At 64.9% G+C, this 21,738-nt stretch carries 23 protein-coding genes; 17 read left to right on the top strand and 6 right to left on the bottom strand.

All coding sequences use genetic code 11. The features are described from left to right. Positions 1 to 119: 119 nt before the first annotated feature. The 4 genes from JVH1_RS23495 to JVH1_RS23480 all read right to left on the bottom strand — a co-directional run bounded on the left by JVH1_RS23495 (position 120) and on the right by JVH1_RS23480 (position 1,990). Positions 120 to 764, bottom strand: coding sequence for an RES family NAD+ phosphorylase (locus JVH1_RS23495; RefSeq protein ID WP_009475467.1), 645 nt, complete (start codon positions 762 to 764; stop codon positions 120 to 122). Continuing rightward, on the bottom strand, positions 765 to 1,391 hold the full coding sequence (locus JVH1_RS23490) for a hypothetical protein (RefSeq protein ID WP_043779303.1): 627 nt from the start codon (positions 1,389 to 1,391) through the stop codon (positions 765 to 767). A 69-nt stretch (positions 1,392 to 1,460) separates the two neighbouring features. Continuing rightward, a complete protein-coding gene (locus JVH1_RS23485) occupies positions 1,461 to 1,805 on the bottom strand; it encodes a hypothetical protein (RefSeq protein ID WP_009475469.1) in 345 nt (114 codons plus the stop codon). Next, entirely contained in the window at positions 1,802 to 1,990 is a 189-nt protein-coding gene (locus JVH1_RS23480) for a hypothetical protein (RefSeq protein ID WP_237735143.1), read from the bottom strand. The genes JVH1_RS23485 and JVH1_RS23480 overlap by 4 nt, the downstream gene beginning before the upstream one ends. A 652-nt stretch (positions 1,991 to 2,642) precedes the next feature. Here JVH1_RS23480 and JVH1_RS23475 point away from each other — a divergent pair. Continuing rightward, positions 2,643 to 2,915 (top strand): lipase family protein, encoded by a 273-nt coding sequence (locus JVH1_RS23475; RefSeq protein WP_009475472.1) that lies wholly within the window; start codon positions 2,643 to 2,645, stop codon positions 2,913 to 2,915. A gap of 436 nt (positions 2,916 to 3,351) precedes the next feature. Here the strand turns inward: JVH1_RS23475 and JVH1_RS23470 are convergent, their stop codons facing one another. Next, on the bottom strand, positions 3,352 to 3,717 hold the full coding sequence (locus tag JVH1_RS23470; RefSeq protein WP_009475474.1) for an alpha/beta fold hydrolase: 366 nt from the start codon (positions 3,715 to 3,717) through the stop codon (positions 3,352 to 3,354). Positions 3,718 to 4,095: 378 nt separating this feature from the next. On the opposite strand from JVH1_RS23470, the gene JVH1_RS23465 reads away from it, so the two are divergent. The 3 genes from JVH1_RS23465 (at position 4,096) to JVH1_RS23455 (ending at position 6,234) form a co-directional block, all read left to right on the top strand. Further along, positions 4,096 to 5,418 (top strand): cytochrome P450, encoded by a 1,323-nt coding sequence (locus JVH1_RS23465; RefSeq protein ID WP_009475475.1) that lies wholly within the window; start codon positions 4,096 to 4,098, stop codon positions 5,416 to 5,418. Between the two features lie 68 nt (positions 5,419 to 5,486). Beyond that, the gene (locus JVH1_RS23460; protein ID WP_043779305.1) at positions 5,487 to 5,804 is read left to right on the top strand and encodes a 2Fe-2S iron-sulfur cluster-binding protein; all 318 of its coding nucleotides are present in this window, start codon (positions 5,487 to 5,489) and stop codon (positions 5,802 to 5,804) included. A 1-nt stretch (position 5,805) separates the two neighbouring features. Next, positions 5,806 to 6,234, top strand: a complete 429-nt coding sequence (locus JVH1_RS23455; protein ID WP_043779306.1) for a DUF2834 domain-containing protein — start codon at positions 5,806 to 5,808, stop codon at positions 6,232 to 6,234. 75 nt (positions 6,235 to 6,309) lie between these two features. On the opposite strand, the gene JVH1_RS23450 is transcribed toward JVH1_RS23455, so the two are convergent. After that, the gene (locus JVH1_RS23450; RefSeq protein WP_009475477.1) at positions 6,310 to 7,668 is read right to left on the bottom strand and encodes a bifunctional lytic transglycosylase/C40 family peptidase; all 1,359 of its coding nucleotides are present in this window, start codon (positions 7,666 to 7,668) and stop codon (positions 6,310 to 6,312) included. A gap of 307 nt (positions 7,669 to 7,975) precedes the next feature. Between JVH1_RS23450 and JVH1_RS23445 the strand changes: the two genes are divergently transcribed. From JVH1_RS23445 to JVH1_RS23385, 13 genes are all read left to right on the top strand, one after another. After that, complete coding sequence (locus tag JVH1_RS23445; protein ID WP_009475478.1) at positions 7,976 to 9,079, top strand: NAD(P)-dependent alcohol dehydrogenase; 1,104 nt, start codon at positions 7,976 to 7,978, stop codon at positions 9,077 to 9,079. A gap of 55 nt (positions 9,080 to 9,134) precedes the next feature. Next, positions 9,135 to 9,929 carry an ABC transporter permease gene (locus JVH1_RS23440; RefSeq protein WP_009475479.1) on the top strand — a complete coding sequence of 265 codons (795 nt, stop codon included), beginning with the start codon at positions 9,135 to 9,137 and terminating at the stop codon, positions 9,927 to 9,929. A gap of 132 nt (positions 9,930 to 10,061) precedes the next feature. Further along, complete coding sequence (locus JVH1_RS23435; RefSeq protein ID WP_237735154.1) at positions 10,062 to 10,847, top strand: ABC transporter permease; 786 nt, start codon at positions 10,062 to 10,064, stop codon at positions 10,845 to 10,847. 1 nt (position 10,848) lies between these two features. After that, positions 10,849 to 12,012, top strand: a complete 1,164-nt coding sequence (locus tag JVH1_RS23430) for an MCE family protein (protein WP_043779309.1) — start codon at positions 10,849 to 10,851, stop codon at positions 12,010 to 12,012. Beyond that, positions 12,012 to 13,019, top strand: a complete 1,008-nt coding sequence (locus tag JVH1_RS23425) for an MCE family protein (protein ID WP_015888453.1) — start codon at positions 12,012 to 12,014, stop codon at positions 13,017 to 13,019. Before JVH1_RS23430 ends, JVH1_RS23425 begins: the two co-directional genes overlap by 1 nt. Further along, positions 13,019 to 14,020: an MCE family protein gene (locus tag JVH1_RS23420; protein ID WP_043779313.1), complete on the top strand. Its 1,002-nt coding sequence runs from the start codon at positions 13,019 to 13,021 to the stop codon at positions 14,018 to 14,020. The genes JVH1_RS23425 and JVH1_RS23420 overlap by 1 nt, the downstream gene beginning before the upstream one ends. Before the next feature lie 17 nt (positions 14,021 to 14,037). Beyond that, positions 14,038 to 15,234, top strand: a complete 1,197-nt coding sequence (locus JVH1_RS23415; RefSeq protein WP_043779314.1) for an MCE family protein — start codon at positions 14,038 to 14,040, stop codon at positions 15,232 to 15,234. Beyond that, positions 15,231 to 16,370 carry an MCE family protein gene (locus tag JVH1_RS23410; RefSeq protein WP_043779318.1) on the top strand — a complete coding sequence of 380 codons (1,140 nt, stop codon included), beginning with the start codon at positions 15,231 to 15,233 and terminating at the stop codon, positions 16,368 to 16,370. Before JVH1_RS23415 ends, JVH1_RS23410 begins: the two co-directional genes overlap by 4 nt. Next, positions 16,370 to 17,854: an MCE family protein gene (locus JVH1_RS23405; RefSeq protein ID WP_043779320.1), complete on the top strand. Its 1,485-nt coding sequence runs from the start codon at positions 16,370 to 16,372 to the stop codon at positions 17,852 to 17,854. The genes JVH1_RS23410 and JVH1_RS23405 overlap by 1 nt, the downstream gene beginning before the upstream one ends. Beyond that, the gene (locus JVH1_RS23400) at positions 17,830 to 18,411 is read left to right on the top strand and encodes a hypothetical protein (RefSeq protein ID WP_009475481.1); all 582 of its coding nucleotides are present in this window, start codon (positions 17,830 to 17,832) and stop codon (positions 18,409 to 18,411) included. The genes JVH1_RS23405 and JVH1_RS23400 overlap by 25 nt, the downstream gene beginning before the upstream one ends. Then, positions 18,408 to 18,938, top strand: a complete 531-nt coding sequence (locus tag JVH1_RS23395) for a hypothetical protein (protein ID WP_009475482.1) — start codon at positions 18,408 to 18,410, stop codon at positions 18,936 to 18,938. Before JVH1_RS23400 ends, JVH1_RS23395 begins: the two co-directional genes overlap by 4 nt. A 56-nt stretch (positions 18,939 to 18,994) precedes the next feature. After that, positions 18,995 to 20,032: an ABC transporter ATP-binding protein gene (locus tag JVH1_RS23390; protein ID WP_009475483.1), complete on the top strand. Its 1,038-nt coding sequence runs from the start codon at positions 18,995 to 18,997 to the stop codon at positions 20,030 to 20,032. Between the two features lie 65 nt (positions 20,033 to 20,097). Beyond that, positions 20,098 to 21,543 (top strand): aldehyde dehydrogenase, encoded by a 1,446-nt coding sequence (locus JVH1_RS23385; protein WP_009475484.1) that lies wholly within the window; start codon positions 20,098 to 20,100, stop codon positions 21,541 to 21,543. The last annotated feature ends 195 nt before the right edge of the window (positions 21,544 to 21,738 follow it).

Below are 21,738 nucleotides of genomic sequence, written 5' to 3'. Positions count from 1 at the left end.
TCGCGTTTTGGCGGTGGGAGCTTCTACTCGCCGCGCAACGAGCGTCAGCATCGCGGCCCCGCTGCCGGGACGCCATGTGCCGCGATCCCAACCGATTCGCCCTCGCGTGTGTCGCAGCGTCAGGTGATGGTGTAGCCGAGCTGATAGGCCGCGCCGTCGATCGGCCCGGACAACCCGGGATGCGACAACGGCACTGACAAGGCCGGCAGCACGGGGAACGCGTCGGCGGCGCGTTCGGTGATCGCGATGCAGACACTGCCGGCGAACCGGCCGCGGTAGACGATCCCGTCGAGATCGTCATGGGCGCAGTGAATGGTGCGGGCCCAGTGCTGGGTTCGGCCGTGCGCGGCGGAGTCGAGGGCGTGGTTGCCGCCGACCCGTGTCGCCCACGTCCCCTCGCCGATGCCGGACACATCGAGCAGTCTCAGCGGCCGGGTGAATCGCAGCCCGGTCAGATACGGATCGCCGCGGTGGCGGTCGATCACCCGGGCGCTCTGAAACGCCTCGACCAGCCCGCCGCGGGGACTGGAGGCGCCGTACCAGATGCCGTAATCGGGATGCTCGGCGCGCGGGGGCGGGTGGTGGTCGAACCGCAGGATCGGCCCGAACGTGCGCAGTCCGTTCCAGGGCAGCACATGGGTGCCGGTGGTGCGATGCACCCGCCACACCACCTCGGCCGGTTGCCAGTCGATCACTTCCTCGCCGCGCACGCCGGCATCACGAAGGTCGGCGAGGGTCGGTGGTGCGGGCAGCATCGACCCCATCTATGCCGATTCCCATTCGGCGGCGATGATCACGTCGTGGACCTGTTCGATGTCGGCGGCGGTTCCGGCGCTGCCGGTCAACCAGGCCACGATCGACACTGGCCGGCCCTCCACGGTCAGGGACGGTTGCGGGAGGGTCAGCAACGCCTGCACGGTCAGCGGGTGCAGGTCCTTCGCCAACAACGGCATCACCTGGTCGAGGTGCGGCACCGCACCGGTATCGGTGAACTGAGCGGGCGGGAGCAACCGGTTCCGGCCCGACGCGAACGCCCACAGGGTGCCCTCGCCGAGGCGTTGCCGGATCCGGGCCGCGGTCACCCCGAGACGGTCCGCGGCCTCCGCGATCGACAGGGAGTGGCGGACCAGTTCCTGCATCCGAATGTCGCGGTCCACCCGTGCGGTCGTCGCCGCGGCCGGGTCGTCGACGAACCCGGCCTGATCGAGCAGGGCTGCGTCGTGGCCGGACAGCGGCGGTGCCGCCGGGTTCCGGTCGGAGAGGCTGTGCAGGATCTGGGCAAAGAACTTCCGGCCGACGTCGGTGCCGGTCACCTCTCGTAGCGCCTCCTCGAAGCCGAGATCGCCGCGTAGGTAGCGGGCTTCGGTGCTGGCATCGGTGGCCTCGTTCATCACGCCCAACCCCTTACTTTCATCTATTATCACACACAAATTCATGATAGCGCGAAACGGGAGGGGCCGCTACCGCACCCGTGACGGCTGGTGCCGGCGACTCACCTGATGACCTCCTGCCGGGGGTATGCCACCTGCCGCCGAAGAACCGGTCAGCTCGGCCCGTCCGCCCGCGGCGCACATGCGGGGCTTCGTGCGGTGTCGGGACCATGTGCCAGGCTGTCGTGCGCTGCCCGCACCCACATAGTTCAGGTGGTAGACCTCGTCGAGGACCTCGCCCACCTCGTCGAAGGTGTCCGGGTCGGTCAGCACGTCGTGGGATTCGGCGATGGTGAGTGCGGTCGAGTCGAGGGTTCCGCGGTCCAGCAGCATCAGGGCGAGTTCGGCGGGATTGCAGCGGCAGTGATAGTTCACCCGTCGGCGCCGGGGTTGACGTCGAGGATCTGATGGCAGGTGGTGCGGGACCAGGGGTAGGCACCGCGGTCACAGCCCACCAAGGTCCCCGACAGGTTCAGCGATCGGAGGTCGCCGTCCAGCAGGGACGCCGCAATGACGTACCGATCCACACCCTCCGGGTGTGTGCCTTGTCGGCGAGCCATTTCCGGCGCATGGTCCCCGATCGCGGGATGTGCATATCGCGCAGGATGCCGGTGACGGCTCCCGCAAGGGACAATGCGACGTACAGGTAGCCGCCGTGGGAGTTCGTCGATCAGATCAAACCACCCGGGCAGTGGGTGACCGGGCGCTCGGATGCCACTGGCTTTGAACGAGTTCGGCGGGTGCCCGGACCCGGTACTCGAGATCCGGTGCAGCGCGGTGCCCGCGAGAATAAGCCTGGTCTGCGGGCCGGCCGTTGCAGCACTGTGCCCCGGGATCACTCCATCCCCCCTCTGCTCGGCCGCCACCATCAGCTCCACCTCTGCCTCGGTCAGCGCGTGCGCGCTGAGTCGGTCCACTGGCCGCTGGTCCCCGATCAGCTGATTCTCGGTGGACCACCTGTCCAGGGCCCCCACGGGTCCAGGTCGCACTCCATCAGCAGGTTCACGTGCTCGGCGGCGGGGCGGATCTGTTTTGCGCTCGTGGTCGAACCGGACCAGCGCCGAGTCACCCGGAATTCACGACGACGGTCACGTCGATGCTCAACCCCGCCGGCATCGACTTCCTGCACCGCACCGCGACCGAATGCAATGGCACCGCCGTGCTCCATGCCTTCAGTCCACCAGCTCGCTGTCGGTCAGCGGTCACCCGATCGTGGACGAACTCGAGGCCGATCCCGCGATCAAGGCTGTCCTCGACAGCTTCGACCTGGGCCGAAGCGCTCCTGCCGCACCCGTACTCGTCGCCCAGAACGTCAGCGACGACGTCACCCCTGCCGCGGACACCTACGAAATGACGAACGCCTGGCGTGCAGCGGGTGCCGACGTGACCGTCGCAAAACTCGACACGCCCCCACTGCTCCCGCAAGCCGGGGTTGCAGGGCATTCGGCCGGGCTGCTCCTCGACAATCCGACCGCTGTCGGATGACTCATCGACAGGTTCAACCATTGACCACTTGCCGATCATCAACAGAAGCCGGCTCGGTATGACGGAGTGGGCGGATGAGGCCAACCGAAGTCGGTGACGAATTCCGGGCGTGTGTCGGCGTGTGTCGGCGTGGTCCGGAGATCGTCTCGGACATTCGACACAGGAAGCCCCGCTATCTCGGAGCCGCTCTCACTGTGATCACAGCGGGCTGGGCTCCCAATTCAGCGCAGACACCGATCGCGTAGCCCGATTCGGTGCGGCGTAGGCGTCCTCCGTCGCGGCGAGCGTTCCTTCGTTCGCCTCGCGCTCAGCGATCTCCCGCCAGCCACGTCTGGCTCGAGTTCGGGGGCAGATCGATCATCTCGCGGAGGAGGCGGTGTGCCTTGGTCCTCGAGGTGGCCTGAGCGAGGCCTTCATTCGACCCCGGACGGTTCAGCTACCCGTACTCGTGATCCTCCCCGACTGCTGACCGATCCAGCAGCGCGGCAATGACAGCGGGCTTCTCGAGGGAAAGAAAATGCCCGGCATCCGGTATCTGTACGAACTCGGCACCGGGCAGCGCACGGTTGTTCGCGTCGCGGTCGGACGCCCTGGACCAATCGTGTTCCCCGTAGACCAGATTCACGGGAACCGTCACCCGTGGATACACGGACCTGGCAGCGACCAGACTCGGCAGAGCGCCGTACACGGCACGGGCCACCGAGGCATAACCGGGCCGCTTCCCCACCGCGAGGAGCTCGTCCAAGTATTCGTTCGTCAGAGCGGAGTCGTCGACGAGACCACCTCGCAGAATTGCACGCATGACGAGTTTCGGTTCGACCGTCGCGAGCCGAGGGCCGATGACCGGCGCGAGAACGCCGGAGATGATGCCGCGCGCAAGTACACCGGATCGCGGTTACGACCGCTGCCAGGAAGAACGACCATCGCCTCGTCCGCGCCATGGACAGTATTCTGCCACTCAATTCGGTCTAAGTATAGAAAGTATCCGACCAAAGCAGTCAAGGCCGCCCCGCGCGCACTCAGCACCGCTCAACCCCTCCGAAGCGGGATCAAAACACCTCATCCGGGTGACGCACCCATCTCGACCATCCATGAGACTCGAGTCACAGAGCATGAGTACGTAGGGGGTGACCCTCATGCGTCCGGCTCTCTTCAGCCCACCCCAGAGAGAAGGTTGATCATGACGACAGTCGAATCCGCCGGCACCACAACAGTTCCCGACGAAATAGGCAGGCAGATCGTCCTCCCCGAGGGACACAGCGACGACGCAAAACTCTACGAGGCGTACCGGTGGCTCCGCGAGAACCAGCCCCTCGGGCAGGCACGGGTAGAGGGGTACGACCCCCTCTGGCTGGTCAGCAAGCACGCCGACCTGATGGAGATCGAGCGACAGCCAGAGATTTTCAGTGCGGGTGGTGGCGAGAACAAGGGCTCGCACAACCCGATTCTCACCAATCAGGCCGGTGACGAGTTCACGAAGACACTCACCGGTGGCAGTCTCCGCATCCTCGACGCGCTGCCCTACCTCGACCCGCCGGAACACACCACGATCAAGGACGTTGCGTTCGACTGGTTCCGCCCGGCGAACCTCAAGAAGTGGGAAGACCGCATTCGCGAGACCGCGCGGGAATCCGTCGCGCGCCTCGTGTCCGGAAAGCAAGACCTGGATGCCGTGCACGAGTTCGCGGAGTTCTTCCCGCTGCACGTCATCATGTCACTCTTCGGTGTTCCCGTGGAAGACGAACCACGCATGATGGCGCTGACGCAGGACCTCTTCGGAGTCGCCGACCCGGACGCGAAGCGCGACGACATCGAAACCCTTTCTCCCGACGCCGCGGCACAGCAGTGGGCGGCGGCGATCGCGGACTTCTACGCGTATTTCGATGTTCTCGTCGAGAGCAGGCGCGCCAAACCGCGCGACGATCTGGCCACCCTCATCGCCGTCGCGAAGGACGCGAGCGGGGAGTACTTCCCCAAGACCTTCGCCTACGGATGGTTCGTGGCCATCGCCACCGCCGGCCACGACACCACGGCCAGCACCCTCGCGGGATGCCTGCAACAGCTGGCTGCACGTCCCGACATCCTCGAGCGTGTCCAGGGCGACCTCAGCCTGGTTCCACACCTCGTGAACGAGGCACTGCGGATCGTGTCGCCGGTGAAGCAGTTCACCCGCGTCGCTCTCAGCGACTACGAACTCCGCGGACGCACCATCAAGGCCGGCGACCGCCTGATGCTGCTGTTCCAGTCGGGCAACCGGGATGCCGAAGTCTTCGACAATCCGGACACCTTCGACATCGATCGACGCCCGAACAAGCAGATCGCCTTCGGCTACGGCCCGCACATGTGCATCGGACAGCATCTCGCCAAGCTCGAGATGAAGGTCATGCTCGAGGAGCTGCTGCCCACACTCCGGCGCATCGAGGTGACCGGTGACCCCAAGATGATCCAGACGAACTTCGTCGGCGGACTCCGGCGCCTGCCCGTCCACCTGACGTTCGCCTGACCCGGTGGTGCGCCGAGGCGAGAACCGCTTCGGCGCAACGCCTTCCCGCGAGAAAGCGCCACCACATCATGACGAAAGTTACCTACCATCTGCCCGACGGGACGACTGAGCAGGTCGACGTCCAACCCGGCGAGACGCTCATGAATGCGTCGCTCCGAAACAATCTCCCCGGCATCGTTGCCGAATGCGCCGGCAGTTGCGCGTGCGCGACCTGCCACGTTCATCTCCCGAAGGAGTACACCCACTTCTTCGCCGAACCAACCGACGAGGAGACGGACCTGATCGCATATCTGGATGCGGCGGACGACGATTCCCGCTTGTCCTGCCAGCTCGTCGTCGGTGACTGCGATGCCGAGATCCACGTCCGAGTCGCAGACAGCAGGTGACATGGTGACGACGCAACTACACCGCAGCACGGCGATGAACGTCCGGCATGCCTGCTACCTCGTCGCCGGGATCGCGGCGCTACTCCTGACGTGGCCGTTCGCGTTCGACTGGATCGGCGACGGCGGCAACATCTTGAACCCGGTCGAGTTCTTCGGTGACGGCATCGAACCGGGCGGCACGGCGGCCTTCCTGAGCATCGACATGTTGATCGCGTGGGCGGTCTTCATCGTGTGGGTTCTCACCGACACCGTGCGGATCGGGATGGGCCGCAAATGGGGCGTGGTCTTCGTTCTGCTGTCCTACATCGGCGTGTCGATGGCCTTTCCGTTCTATCTCATTGTTCGTGAGCGGTTCCTGGCGAGCCGCGCTCCCGGACAACCGGTGCCGCCGTCGGACGGCCGCGAATCCAGCGCCGCGCAAAGCATGTAGCCGGCCGGCAGGTACACAACACGCGAAGTGCGCCAGGACCGAGGTCCTGGCGCACTTCGCGTTCCGAGGTGCCGTTCACACCACCCGACGAGCCTTCATCGCCTCGAAGACCGGTGCGACGCGAACCACGTCGCCGGTCGTCGGGGCGTGGACCATCTGCCCGTTCCCGACGTAGATCGCGACATGCCCGGGGCCCGCCGGGCCCCAGTTCCCAAACAGCAGATCTCCCGGCATCGCATCCGCGAGCGGAACCTCCACACCGACATTCCACTGCGTCTCGGAGGTGCGGGGAAGGGAAAACCCGGACGTGGCCGCGTGGACGGCATAGGACGTCAGACCGGAGCAGTCGAACCCGCCTGCCGAAGGGCCATTCACGTTACCGCCGCCCCACACGTACGGGAGACCGAGATACCGGACGGCGGCTTCGACGATCTTGCCGCCGATGCCGTCCGCCCCGCCTCCGAAGATCCCGAGAAGCGAGGCATATCGCGACTCGGAAGCGCGGATCTTCGCAACGTAGGGCTTCGTCTGATTCTCGTAATCTGCTTCACCCGAGGGCATACCGCGATGCAGTCGAACGGCGCCGACGCCCGCGTTGTACCCCGCGATCGTGAGGTCGAGCGTGTCGCCGACCACCTCTCCCTGCGATTTCCACTGCTCGATCTGCTCGTACATGTCGCAGAGAAGGTGGCCCGAGGCCATCACCGAGTCTGCGACGTCGAGGATGTCGGCCTTCCCGTCGCCGTCGGCGTCCTTGCCGTACCTTGCCCAGGTGGCCGGCATGAACTGGCCCGGACCGCGAGCGCCGGACGGCGACACCGGAGCAGTGACACCATAGCGAAAGCCGTTCTCCGCGGAGTACAGCGCGGCAAGAACGGGCGCCTTCACGCCGTCGCAGATGGCGCCCGCCTTCTGGAACCACGGAACGAACACGGCGATCGAACCGATAGCCGACGACGTCGCTGCGGAGGGATCGAGCACCGACGGCACCCATTGCGACAGCACACCATCACTCTCTCCCTGCGCAAGTGCATCGTTCGCCGTCGGTGACGGCCACCATGACGGGGAATACGGCTCCGTAGCGACCGGCCCGGAGGACTGTGGACTCACGTTGCCCTCAGGTCGGGGATCTCTGGGAGGCAACGGATCCTGCGGGGGTGCCGGCACCGGCGCGGGAGGTAGATATGGTGCTACCGCGTCCGCAACGGCAGCGGCCGCGGCGTCGACAGCTCGACGAGCCGGGTCCTGAACTTCTGGGGGCAGATTCGCAATGGCCTGGTCGATCTGCGCGTCGAACCCCGGTGCGGCCTCTACGATCGACTGAACCTGTTGTGTCGCAATGCCTTGCGCGGGCTCTGGCAGATCCGTTCCATGCACGATGCCCCCGATTGCCGCGGCTACCCCGACGATGATCGCCGAAGGATCAACAGACATTCGTTTCCTCCTGAAGTGTGAGCCAAGCCAAAAAACCCCTGAGATGTGACTCGAGTCTCTCGCGCCCGCCTTCGTCACCGCGTCGCACCAGAGGGTGGTTCGGGTACTTCATCGGAGCGACGGTCGGCCATCCCGCGATGTGGCCCCGATTTCCCACCTCCCCCCACCGGGGGGGTGAAGGGGGAGATTGGAGCGAACTTGCCCTTCACCCCTGTTTTTCACCCTTGTGACCTACCTAACATCACCCGTACGGAAGTGATTCCCGCCTACGGGTGAACGCCGAAACAACCTGAATCTAGGAGCAATCGTGCAGATCAGCGCCGCCGTAATCAACGAAGTCTCGGGAGACTTCGCCATCGAGACCGTGTCTATGAGCGAACCCACGGAACACGAAGTCCTCGTCGAGATCGCCGGCGTCGGTCTCTGCCACACCGACCTGGCCGTCAAAGAGGGGCATCTCCCGTTCCCCCTCCCGGGCGTCGTCGGCCACGAAGGCAGCGGCACGGTCGTGGGAGTCGGATCGGGGGTCACCAAGGTTGCTGAGGGCGACAGGGTCGCCATCAGCTTCAACACTTGTGGCCAGTGCGCCCACTGTGGCAAGGGCGAGCCTGCCTACTGCCACAATTTCATGGCATTCAACTTCGGGGGCGGGCGCCCGGACGGCAGTTCGGCACTCACCTCGGGAGACACCACGCTCGGCGGCAACTTCTTCGGCCAGTCCTCCCTCGCGACACATGCCATCGCTCACGAGCGCAATGTCGTGAAGGTCGCGGACGACGCCCCTCTCGAACTCGTCGGTCCGCTCGGCTGTGGAATCCAGACCGGCGCGGGCGCGGTGTTGAACTCGCTCGACGTCGCTCCGGGGTCGTCACTGGTCGTCGTCGGAGCCGGTTCGGTCGGCCTGGCGGCAGTGCTCGCTGCCGTGGTCCGCGAGGTCGGCACGATCATTGTCGTCGAGCCTCACGAGTCGCGGCGCGAGCTCGCGCTCTCCCTCGGCGCTACCCACGTGGTCGATCCGGCCAACGGTGCACTCTCCGAGCAGATCCGGGCAATCGTTCCCGACGGCGCCGACTATGCCATCGATACGACCGCCCTACTTCCCGTGCTGGACCAGATCTTGCAGGCACTGGGTGTCCGGGGCTCCCTCGGCCTCATCGGGGTCCCCGCCGACCCGACCGCCACACTCCCGATCGGCATGATGCCGACGCAGCTGTTCGGTCACACGATTCGCGGGATCGTCGAGGGAGATGCCGACCCCGACACGTTCATTCCTCACCTTCTCGATCTCCACCGTCAGGGCAAGTTCCCGTTCGACAAGTTGATCACGACGATGCCTTTCTCCCAGATCAACGAGGCTGTGGCCGTGCAACATCGAGGTGAGGCGGTGAAGGTCGTCCTCGTCCACGAGTGATGACCAACCCTGTTTGCCCGTCGGATGCTCCGGAAACAGTGAGAAAGGCTGTTCGATGTCTGTAGATCTGAAAGCACGCCCGCCGAAGGCGAGTGCTGTCCGGAAGGCCGTCCAGGTCGCGCCGACGGCGGTCGGCGCGTTCTACGCGACGTCGATGGAGACGTTCCGATGCATGTTCAAGCGCCCCTTCCACGCTCGCGAGTTCGTTCAGCAGGCGTGGTTCATCGCCGGTGTGTCGATCATGCCGGCGCTGCTGATGGCGATTCCCTTCTGCATGATGTTCGTCTATCAGATCAACATCCTGCTGGCCGAGATCGGTGCGGTCGACCTCAGTGGCGCCGGCGCCGGCGTCGCGATCATTCGGGAAATCGGCCCGGTTGTCACGGTTCTCGTCGTGGCAGGTGCCGGCTCGACCGCGATCTGCGCCGACCTGGGTTCACGGACGATTCGTGAAGAGATCGACGCGATGAAGGTGCTGGGGATCGATCCGATTCAACGCCTGGTTGTGCCGAGGGTGCTGGCGTCGACTTTGATCGGGATGTTCCTGAACGGCCTCGTTTCGGCGGTCGGCCTGGTGGGCGGATATATCGCGACCGTCTACATGCAGGGTGCGTCGCCGGGCCAGTACGTCACGGCGATCTCGATCCTGACCAAACTGCCCGACTTCCTCGTCAGCGAGGTGAAGGCGGCGGTGTTCGGCCTGCTAGCAGGCCTCGTCGCGTGCCATTTGGGACTCAACGCGAAGGGCGGACCCAAGGGCGTCGGAGACGCAGTGAACCAGACCGTCGTGTTCAGCTTTCTGCTGCTTTTCCTCGCCAACTCGGTTATCACGACTCTCGCGCTGCACTGACAGCGCTCCACCTCAAGCCGCGAAGACGGCTGTCAACGGGAGAATTCTGTGTCGAAAGCTACTCGGGCCACCGGCGCGAGACCCAGGGTTGCCAAGGTCGCGCTCAGCGTGGTCGATGCACCGATCGGCCACATGGAGGAGATGGGGCGACAGCTCCACTTCTACAGCCATGCCGTCACCGCGATTCCACGCACTTTCCGGCGGTACCGGAAGGAAACGCTCCGGCTACTCGCCGAAGTCAGCATGGGCACCGGCGCCCTCGCGGTCATCGGAGGAACTCTCGTCGTCATCTCCCTGCTCACCACCGCCGTCGGATACGAAGTGGGCCAGCAGGGTGCTACCTCGATGGGGCGCATCGGGATCGGCGCGCTGTCCGGATTCATCTCGGCGTTCTTCAATACCCGGGAGGCCATTCCGGTCATCGCAGGTATTGCGCTGACGGCGACGGTCGGTGCGGGTTTCACCGCACAACTCGGCGCGATGCGCGTGAGCGAGGAGATCGATGCCATGGAGACCATGTCCATTCCGTCGCTCCCCTACCTGGTGACGACCCGGGTGATGGCCGGGATCATCGCGGTGATTCCGCTGTATGCGGTGGCGTTGTTCGTCGGATACGTCGCCACCCAGCTCGTCACCGAATACCTCGGCGAGGCGAGCGGAACGTACCAGCACTACTTCAACGTATTCCTCGTGCCCAGCGACGTCGCGTGGTCGATGGTGAAGGTCCTCGCGATGTCGGTGGTGGTGATGTGTGTGCACTGCTACCACGGTTACAACGCGAAGGGCGGGCCGGCGGGAGTCGGCGTCGCGGTCGGGCGGGCCGTGCGCACCTCCTTGATCGCGATCATGGTCATCGACCTGCTCATCGGAATCGCCGTCTACGGTGGCTCCGCCGGCGCCGTGAAAGTGGCGGGCTGACATGGGTGGCCATATCGAAGAGCGAAGCCGCCTGGTGTATGTGCTCCTGGGTGTGTGTCTGGTGACGCTGTTCGCGATCGCGACGGCGGTATCCGTCGGCGTCTATCGCGGATCGTTCGCCTCGACCGTCCCGGTGACGTTGTATTCGGCTCGGTCGGGTCTCATGCTCGAACCCGGATCCGATATCAAGATGAGCGACGTCGTCGTCGGCCGGGTCTCGAAGGTGCAGCTGGTGGACGACCAGGCCCAGATCACCATGGACATCGACGAGAGCCGGACGTCGGCGATACCGGAGAACATCACTGCCGTGATCGATCCGACCACGTTGTTCGGCCGCAAGTTCGTCACACTCGTGCAGCCGGAACATCCCTCGGCGACCACTGTGTCGGCGGGCTCGGTAGTCCGGGGCACCGGCGTGGCCACCGAGGTGAACGACCTCCTCGACTCGCTGGTGACGGTGCTGCGCACCGTGGAACCGCAGAAGGTCAACGCGACGTTGAGTGCGTTGTCCACGTCGCTGCAGGGCCGCGGCGACCAACTCGGTGACATGATGGTCGAGCTCGACACGTACCTGTCCGAGTTCAACGGCAGTCTTCCCACGTTGCAGCGCGATCTGGTCAAGGGTGCCGAGGTCTCCGACGTCCTCGCCGACGCCGCTCCGGACCTCCTTCGGACCGTCGACCATGTCAGCACCACCGGTGACACGGTGACCGAGAAGGAGGACCAGTTCAGCGCGTTCCTGCTCAGTTTCAGCAGCTTCGGCAACAGCGGACGAAGTTTCTTCGAGGCCTCCGGTGACCCGTTGGAGAAGTCGCTGGATGCGCTGGAACCGACTACGGCACTGCTCGCGCAGAATGCGCCGATGTATCCGTGCTTCCTGGCGAGCATGGACCAGACCAACAAATATCTCGAACGCACCGTCGGTGGTAGTGATCAGGCCGGGCTGAACATCCTCGGCACTCTGTTGATGGGCGATCCGCCGTACACGTACCCGGAGAACGCGCCGAAGAACGGTGCGGACGGCGCACCGCGGTGCTACGACCCCGCGCAGGCACCCGGACACACCGATTTCGACGACGGCAGCAAGGCATACCAGCCCGCGCGCGGTGTCGAAGACCTGATCGGTAACCCGTTCGCACAGTTCATGTTCGGAGGTGGGCGCTGATGACGAAGGCACCCGGAATCAAGTTGCTGATCTTCGTCCTGGTCACCTCGTTGACCGGATTCGGTGTGGCGACGGTGGTGGGCAACATGCGCTTCGGCAGCACCAACACGTATCAGGCCGTCTTCGCCAACGCGTCCGGACTGGGCAACGGCGAGGACGTCAAGGTCGGCGGTGTGCCGATGGGCAAGGTGAAAGGGGTGGAGTTGGCAGCGGACGGCACCGCGGTGGTGTCGTTCTCCCTGTCCACCGAGCGCCCTCTGACGGAGGGGACCACGGCACGGATCAAGTACAAGAACCTGATCGGTGACCGTTACGTGGAGTTGTCGAACGGACCGGGTGCCATCGGTGCGCTCGACGGCCCGATTCCACTCCAGCAGACCACCCCGGCACTCGACCTCGACCAGGTGGTCAACGGGTTCCGGCCTCTCCTGCAGGGGCTCGACCCGGATCAGACCAATCAACTGTCCGCCTCCCTGATCGAGGTACTCAACGGCCAGGAGGCGAGCATCGGGCGTTTGGTGAGTCAGATCGGGTCCTTGAGCAACACGCTGGCGGACCGGGATCAGGCGATCGGTCAGGTAGTGAGCAACTTCAACACCGTCGTCGGGACCGTGAACGATCGCGGTGACCAGTTTTCGACGCTCATCGATCAGCTTCAGCGGCTGGTCGCGGGCCTCGACGGTGACCGTGATCTGATCACCAACTCCCTGGTGAACATCGACCGCGTCACCGACAGTCTCTCGAGTGTGCTCGACCAGAACCGGCCGGCGATCGCGCAGGACGTCGTCGCATTGGGTGATCTCGCGGGCAACCTCAACGCCAACACCGACACCCTGAACATGGTGCTCTCCACATTGCCCGAGAACTACCGCCTCATCAGCCGCGTCGCGGGCTACGGCAGTTTCGTGAACTTCTTCGTCTGTGGTCTCGCGATCAAGTACGCGTCCGGGCCCGGTCCCGGCGGAGTCACACCGATGTTCAAGGCTCCCGCAGAAAGGTGCCAGTAATGGCTCAGAAATCCTTCCTCGAGCGGGATGCGTTCCGCATGGGCCTGATCGGAACAGCGGTCCTGATCGGGGTCCTGTTCCTTGCGCTCAACTTCAAGTCCATCCCCGGTATCAGCGGGGCCACCACCTACCATGCCGAGTTCGCTGATGCCAGCGGCCTCGCCGTCGGTGACACGACACAAATTGCCGGGGTGAAAGTCGGTGAGGTGAAAAAGCTTTCGATCAGCGACGGAAAGGTCGACGTCGAGTTCGACGTCGACAGTGGCGCCGTCGGGCTCGGTGACGACACCACGGCAGCGATCAAGGTTGAAACTGCTCTCGGTCGGCGGTACGTGGAGATCACTCCGGGGCGTCACGGCGAACTCGCCGACAACGCGACCATCCCTCTCGCACAGACCAGCTCGGGATACGACATCACGCGGGCGCTCGAGGAAGTCACCGACAAGGTGTCCGAGACCGACACCGTCAACCTGTCCGGCGCACTCGAGCAGGTCTCTTCGGTTGAAGACGAGCTTCCGCCGGACCTGCGGTCCTCCCTCGACGGCCTGTCCCGCCTGTCCGAGACAGTATCGAGCCGGGACGAGGAGCTGCGTCGGTTGCTCGCGGGTGCGGCCGACGTGTCCAAGATCCTCGCGGATCGGGACGGCCAGGTCTCCGCGCTGTTCGGCCAAGGCCAGTCGCTCTTCGCCGCGCTGAACAACCGGGCGGACACCATCCATCGCGTCCTCGTGCAGTCCCGTCAGGTAGCCGACACGCTCACCGGGCTGTCCCGCGACAACGCGGCAACACTCGGACCCACTCTCGATCAGATGAAGACTCTGGTGGCCACATTGAACAGCAATTACGACAACATCAACGCATCGCTCACCGGCCTCGAACGGTTCGCGCGGCAGGTCGGTGATGCGGTGGGCAGCGGACCGTTCTTCGGGGTGCTGCTGCACAACATCGTCCCGGCCAATCTGTCCGGGCAGCTTCCGGGAAGTTTCGGGGGGCCGCGCTGATGGCATCGGTACGCGAAATGGCACGACAACTGCCGGCAAGGCTTTTCGCCGTGATGATCGCCGTGGCCCTCGTCGGGTTGCTGACGGCCGCCTGGATCGAAAACCACTCCGTCAACCACGTCACGGCCTACTTCCGGAACACCACCGGCATGTACGTCGGAGACCGGGTGATGGTTCTCGGCGTCGAGGTCGGCCGCATCACGACGATCGAACCGGACGGCGAACGCGTCCGGGTGGAGTTCGAGTACGACAACGAGTACGACGTCCCCGCCACCGCGAAGGCGGCGGTCGTCGCCCCGACCCTGGTGACCGGCCGCTACATTCAGCTCGCGCCGGCGTACTCGGGTGGACCGACCCTGTCGGACGGTGACGAGATCCCCCTCGACCGGACCGCCGTACCGGTCGAGTTCGACGAGATCAAGAAGCAGGTGGTCAAACTCAGCGAGGATGCGGGCCGCACCCCGGAGCACCCGGACGGTTCCCTCAATCGCTTCGTGAGCAGCACCGCCCACACCCTGGACGGAACGGGTACCGCACTGCACGATTCCCTCACCCACCTTTCCGACGCCGCCACCACACTGAACGCGAGCGGCGAGGATCTGTTCGGCACCGTCGAGAACCTGCAGAAGTTCACCACCGCCCTCGCTGCCAGCGACCAGCAGATCCGGGCGTTCAGCGGTGAATTGGCCAACGTGTCGGGGCTGCTCAACGCCAACCGGACCGAACTCGACGCACTGCTCAGCAGCATGCTGACCACGTTCCAGGAAGTCACGAAGTTCGTCGAAGACAACCGTGGGGCACTGGTCGAGAATACCGGGCAGCTCGAAACCATCTCCCGGTTGCTCGTCGACCGGCAGGACACCCTGATGTCGATCCTGCACGCCGGACCAACGGCGCTGTCGGACTTCTACAACATCTACGATCCCGACGCCAACTCACTCACGGGCGCCCTCGCCGTGCCCGAGATGCCGGACCCGCGCTCGCTCATCTGCGCGCTCTTGACCACGGTCGACGCACCCGCGAATGAATGCGCGACTGCTGCAGGCGCTTTCGCCGCACCTCTGGCCAATGCTGCCGTGCAACAGGCAACGTCAGCACCCGTCGCCAATCGGACTCCACCGGCAGGCGCGCCGCGATCCCCCGGCCCGAGTGACCCCGTCGCCTCCATCACCCAGAGTCTCCAGAATCTCATTCTTCCGGAGGGACCACGATGACGAACTCAATTCGGAGGTCGGCGCTCACCGCGACCATGCTCGTCGGCGTCGTGGCCGCGGCGGCCGGGTGCCGATTCGACGGAATCAATTCGATCGGACTGCCCGGCAACGTAGTCGGAGGTGACGCACACGAGGTGACGGTCGAACTGGCGGACATCCAGAATCTGGTGGGCAACTCGCCGGTGAAGGCCAACAACGTCATCGTCGGGAACATCAGCCACATCACGGGTGACAACTGGGGCGCCAAACTGACACTCGAAATCGATCCCGAGGCGGAGATCCCGGCGAACGTCAGCGCCAAGCTCGCGCAAACCAGCGTGCTCGGCTCCCAGTACCTCGAGCTGACGGTGCCGCCCGGTGTCGAGGCGGTCGGCGCGCTCGCCGACGGCGACGTGATCCCCCTCGACCGCACCAGTCAGTACCCGTCCACGGAGGAGGTGCTCTCTGCGCTGGCCCTCGTACTCAACGGAAGTGGTTTGCAACAGATCCGCACCGTGACCTCCGAACTCAATCGTGTTCTGGGTGGCCGCGAGGAATCGTTGCGCAGCCTCTTCGGCAACCTCGAAGAATTCGTTGGCGGTGTCGACCAACAGCGCGACGACATCGTCCGCGCGATCGACGGGCTCGACCGCCTGGGCGCGGAACTCGCCAGCCAGAATCAGACGATCGACCGAGGCATCACCTCGATCCAGCCGGCGATGCAGATCCTGGACGAGCAGCAGAAGCAACTCACGACGATGCTGAACGACGTGGGGCGGTTCGGCGAGATCGCCACCGAGATACTCGAGAGCAGCCGCGAGGATCTCGACGCGAATCTGCGGTCGCTGCAGCCGGTGCTCTCGCAGCTCGCCGCGGCCGGCGATCACCTTCCGGAAGCACTGAAGATCGCGGCGACGGTCCCGTTCCCGGTGACCACCACTCAGCGCGCCATCAAGGGTGACTACATGAATCTCTTCCTCACGCTCGACGTCAGCGCCGAGACGGTAGGCGGCAAGGTTCTCGGCAGCATTCCCCTCGACGAGTTGGCGGGACTGAACCCGGCTCGCCAAGCGGTGAATCCGCTGTTGGCACCCACCGGTGCAACGACATCCGGCGGACCCGCAACGTCCGCACCGAAGAATGGAGCACCGCGCTGATGAGATCGAAACTCGTTCGCTTCCAGCTCATCGTCTTCAGCGTGGTGGCAGTTCTCGCGGTCGGCAACGCTGCGGTCAACTATCTCGGGCTGAAGAGGGTCACCGGGATCGGCATGTACACGATCACGGCGGAGTTCGACCGCGCCGGAGGACTCTATGTGAACTCCCTGGTGACGTATCGCGGCGTCGACGTCGGCGTCGTGAAGTCGATCGACGTCCGCCCTGATCGGGCGTCCGCGGAACTGCAGCTCGATTCGGACTTCGCTGTTCCGGCGAACAGCCAGGCATTCGTCCGCAGCGTCTCGGCCATCGGCGAGCAGTATCTGGACATCGTTCCTGCGTCCTCGGAGGGCCCCTTCCTCGAGGACGGCGACGTGATCACCGAGCAGAACACCGAGATCCCGGTGCCCGCCTCCGAGGTCGTCGACAAGGTGAACGTGCTCCTGTCGGAGCTGCCCAAGGATGATCTCCGGGTCACGGTCGACGAGGCCTACACCGCCTTCAACGGGGCGGGACCGGCCCTGTCGCGGCTCATCGACTCCTCGCGCCCGCTGATCGAACTCGCGCAGGCCAAGATCGGTTCCACCAGAACACTGCTCGATGACGCCGAACCCGTCCTCGAGGCCGGTGCCGACTCCCGCGCCGACATCGCGAGCTTCTCCCGTGATCTGTCCTCGTTCTCCGAGCAGTTGGTGATGAGCGACGCGCAGGTTCGCGGTGTCCTCGACAACGGTTCCCAGTTCTTCGACACGGTCAGCGGCACCCTCGACGACGTCCGCCCCACCGTTCCGCTGCTGCTGGCGAATCTCCAGACCGTGGGTGAGGTGGCACGGGTCAACATCCCCGGGATACAGCAGATCCTGGTGATCTATCCGGCGGTGTCCGCGTCGATCAACTACATGCACCGCGGAGTCCAAACTGACGACCGGGTGTACGGTCAGGGCGCCCTGGACGTCAAACTCGGCAACTCCGCGAACCCGCTCCCCTGCACCGAGGGTTACCAGGAAACCCAGCGCCGCGACCCCAGCGACGTCAGCTCGGCTCCGGCGCCGGAAAATTCCTACTGCAAGCTCCCGCAGGCAGATCCGCGGGTCGCACGTGGCGCACGGAATATCCCGTGCGCCACGAATCCCGCGGTGCGCACCGCCGAGATCGCGAACTGCCCCGGCGGCCTGCCGTCCACCTGGCCGGAAATGCTGGCACGGCCCGGACAACCGTATTCTCCCCCGTCGACCGACACCGGAGCACCGGACACGGGACCGATCGCGAACCGGCCGGCTCCCGAAGTTCCCGAACCCCTGACCGTCGCACCGGCTTCGTGGACGCCCCCGCAGGCGATTGTTCCCGACGGCACCACCAGCGTCCCGTATGACCCGATCACCGGGAACTTCCGGGCACCGAACGGCGACCTGTATTCGATCGCCAGCGTTTCTGCACCAAAGCTAGAGGAGGAATTGACATGGCAGGCACTACTGCTCCGGTAGAGGTCGAACCGGACCTCGATCACACCGGAAAAGATGCCACGGCCGCGACAGCCGACTCCGAGGTGCGTCAAAGTACCCGAAGGTTCATCGCGACGATGGCGGCAATCGCACTCGTCGCCCTCGCCGCCCTTGTCGTCGGCGGCGTCTCGTGGACGAACCTGCGAGCGGAGCAAGCAGCACAGTCACGAGACGAGCAGATACTGGAGACGGCCCGCCAAGTGGTCGTCAATCTGGTCACGCTGAGGCATCAGAGTGTGGACGAGGACATTCAGCGCGTCGCCGACGGCACCACCGGGCCGTTCCGGGAGCAGTTCACCAGTGCGTCCGGCAGCTTCGGTGAGGTGCTGAACCAGGGCCAGGTGGAGTCGACCGGCGAAGTCAAGGAAGCCGGCCTGGTCACGTCCGACGACGAGCATGCCGTCGTCCTCGCCGCCGTGACGTCCACAGTGAAGAACACCGAGGCGCCCAACGGCGAGATCCGCGTCTATCGCATGAAGGTCTCTCTCGATTCGGTGGACGGCAACTGGCTCGTCTCAGATGTGGAGTTCGTAGCATGAGAAACACACTCGCCCGGATACCCGAAGCAGTCGCATCCTGGTCCTTCGCGCGGCGGCGGGCCACCCGATACCTCGCCGTGCTCCTCGCCGGTGGGCTCGTCGCGGCGACCGTCGCCATCGCTCTCCAGGTACACGATCGCCGCCAGATCGACACCGCGGAGGGGCAGGCGCGCGACCGCGCCACCCAACTGGTCGCCGACGTACTCTCCTACGACTTCAACACCATCGACGCCCACTTCGCCGACATCCTTCCCAGTCTCGGCGGAGACCTGCGCGGCCAGTTCGACAGCGTCGGCAAGGAGGTCATCATCCCGTCGGCGAAACAACGCCAGGTCGTGACCTCGGCGACCGTCGTCGAATCCTCCGTCGTCTCCGCGTCGGAACACGCAGTGACGCTGCTGTTCTTCGTCAACCAGTCGACCACCAGCACCGACAGTGCCGCCCCGAAATTGGACGGAAGCCGCGTCCGCGTCGGCATGACCGAACAGGAGGGTACGTGGGTCATGACGGAAATGATCCCCGTCTGACCAGTTCCCCGAAACATGGGGATCAGTCGATGTTTTCGCAATAGTAGGAGGAAGTCGTGGGTGTCGAGGTATCGGTCGAAGGTCTGACCAAGTCGTTCGGCTCGCAAAAGATCTGGCAGGACGTCACGCTGACCCTTCCGGCCGGTGAGGTCAGTGCGTTGCTCGGGCCGTCCGGTACGGGTAAGTCGGTGTTCCTGAAATCTCTGATCGGTCTGCTCCGCCCGGAGCAGGGTTCGATCGTGATCGACGGCACCAACATTCTGGAGTGCTCGTCGAAGGAGTTGTACGAGATCCGGAAGTTGTTCGGGGTGCTGTTCCAGGACGGTGCGTTGTTCGGGTCGATGAACCTGTTCGACAACGTGGCGTTCCCGTTGCGGGAGCACACGAAGAAGTCCGAATCCGACGTGCGCAAGATCGTGATGGAGAAGATGGAACTCGTCGGTCTGCTCGGGGCGGAGGACAAACTGCCCGGGGAGATCTCGGGTGGTATGCGCAAACGGGCCGGCCTCGCCCGCGCCCTGGTCCTCGACCCGCAGATCATCCTCGTCGACGAGCCCGACTCCGGTCTCGATCCTGTCCGCACCACCTACATCTCCCAGACACTGATCGACATCAATGCCGAGATCGACGCGACGATCCTGATCGTCTCGCACAACATCAATCTCGCCCGCACGGTTCCCGACAACATCGGGATGCTCTTCCGCCGGAAACTGGTGATGTTCGGCCCGCGAGAGGTTCTGCTCACCTCGGACGAACCGGTGGTCAAGCAGTTCCTCAACGGCACCATGATCGGCCCGATCGGCATGTCGGAGGAGAAGGACGAGGCCACCATGGCGGCTGAACAGGCCATGGTCGACGCCGGCCACCACGCCGGCGGGGTCGACGACGTCGAGGGCATCGTCCCGCAGATGAAGGCCACCCCGGGAATGCCGTTCCGGCAGGCGGTCGCCCGCCGCCAGGAACGCGTCCGCGAGATCATGCACACCCTGCCCGACAGCGCCCAGATCGCCATCCAGGAAAGCTTCGAGGAGGGCTTCGGGACGTACGACACCGAGGAATTCCCGCTGTACGACGAACCCCTCGAATCCGTGTAATCCATCGTCAGCGAACGACTCGGCAAGAAGAGCAACACAACTCAGATCAACGAGAGGAACCCGTCATGACGACGAACAACAACGCCTTCTTCATAGGAGGCGAGTGGCACGCGCCCACTTCCAGTGACGTGATCACGGTCGTGTCACCCAACGACGAGCAGGTCGTCGGTCACGCCCCCGACGGCGCCGAGGCCGATATGGACGCCGCTGTCGATGCGGCGCGCCAGGCCTTCGACGATCCCACCGGCTGGTCGCAGTGGGAGCCGTCGCGGCGAGCGGCGGCACTGAAGCGCCTCGCTGATGCGCTCGACAAGCGCGCACCCCAGATGGTCCAGGCTGTGAGCTCGCAGAACGGCATGCCCGTCGCCGTCGCGGAGAAGCTGGAAGCGGTCTTCCCTCAGATCCTGCTCCGCTATTACGCGGGCCTGATCGAGAACGACGGATTCGAGGAAACGCGTCCGGGCCTGCTGGGCGGGTCGACCCTCGTGACCAAGGCCCCGATCGGTGTGGTCGGCGCTATCGTTCCGTGGAACTTCCCGCAGGCGCTCGCCGCATTCAAGTATGCGCCGGCCCTCGCTGCCGGGTGCACGATCGTCATCAAGCCGTCCCCCGAAACAGTGCTCGACAGCTACGTCCTCGCCGAGGCGATCGAAGAGGCGGACCTTCCGGCCGGCGTGATCAACATCGTTCCCGGCGGCCGCGAACTGGGCGCGTACCTGGTCTCGCACCCCGGCATCGACAAGGTGGCGTTCACCGGGTCGTCTGCTGCCGGCCGCAACATCGCCGAGGCCTGCGGTCGCCTGCTCCGGCCGGTCACACTGGAACTGGGTGGCAAGTCGGCGGCCATCATCCTCGACGACGCGAACCTGGATCTCGCCACCGTCGGGGAGCAGTTGTTCGGCGCGACCATGTTGAACAACGGGCAGGTCTGCTACCTCGGCACCCGCGTGCTCGCACCGCAGTCGCGTTACCAGGAAGTGGTCGACACGTTCAGCGCTCTGGCCGGGTCGCTGACCGTGGGAAGTTCCCTCGACCCCGCCACGATGATCGGCCCCATGGCGAGCGCCCGGCAACGCGACCGCGTGGAGTCCTACATCGCGAAGGGCAAGGGCGACGGCGCCCGCATCACAGTCGGCGGCGGACGCCCCGAGGGCCTCGAAAAGGGATGGTTCGTCGAGCCGACCATCTTCGCTGACGTGGACAACAACTACACCATCGCCCAGGAGGAGATCTTCGGCCCGGTGCTCTCGATCATCTCGTACCGCGACGACGAGGAGGCGGTCCGCATCGCGAACGACAGCGACTTCGGGCTCGGTGGCACCGTCTTCACGGCCGATCACGACCACGGGGTCGCCGTCGCCCGGCGCGTCCAGACGGGAACGATCGGGATCAACGGCTACCTTCCCGATCCCACGGCACCCTTCGGTGGTGTCAAAGCCAGCGGCCTCGGCCGTGAACTGGGCCCGGAAGCACTCTCCGCCTACCTCGTGCAGAAGTCGATCTACCTGTGACACCCGGGTGCGGGTGCGGCACACGCGCCGTACCCGCACCCTCCACGGAGCACTCATCCCGACGGGGTATTTCCCTCATCCCGGAGGAGGAGAAGACGTCCGTTTCATACCTTTTTCCCACCCCGGTCGACTTATGGTTAGACCAATCACTCCGGCCTGCCTCCTGTCGAGGAGAGGCACCTGAAAGCAAGGATC

Source organism: Rhodococcus sp. JVH1 (assembly GCF_000280725.2).
GTDB classification, from domain to species: Bacteria; Actinomycetota; Actinomycetes; order Mycobacteriales; family Mycobacteriaceae; genus Rhodococcus_F; species Rhodococcus_F jostii_A.
The sequence above is the reverse complement of the archived record's forward strand: the minus strand, read 5'-3'. Positions and strand labels throughout refer to the sequence as shown.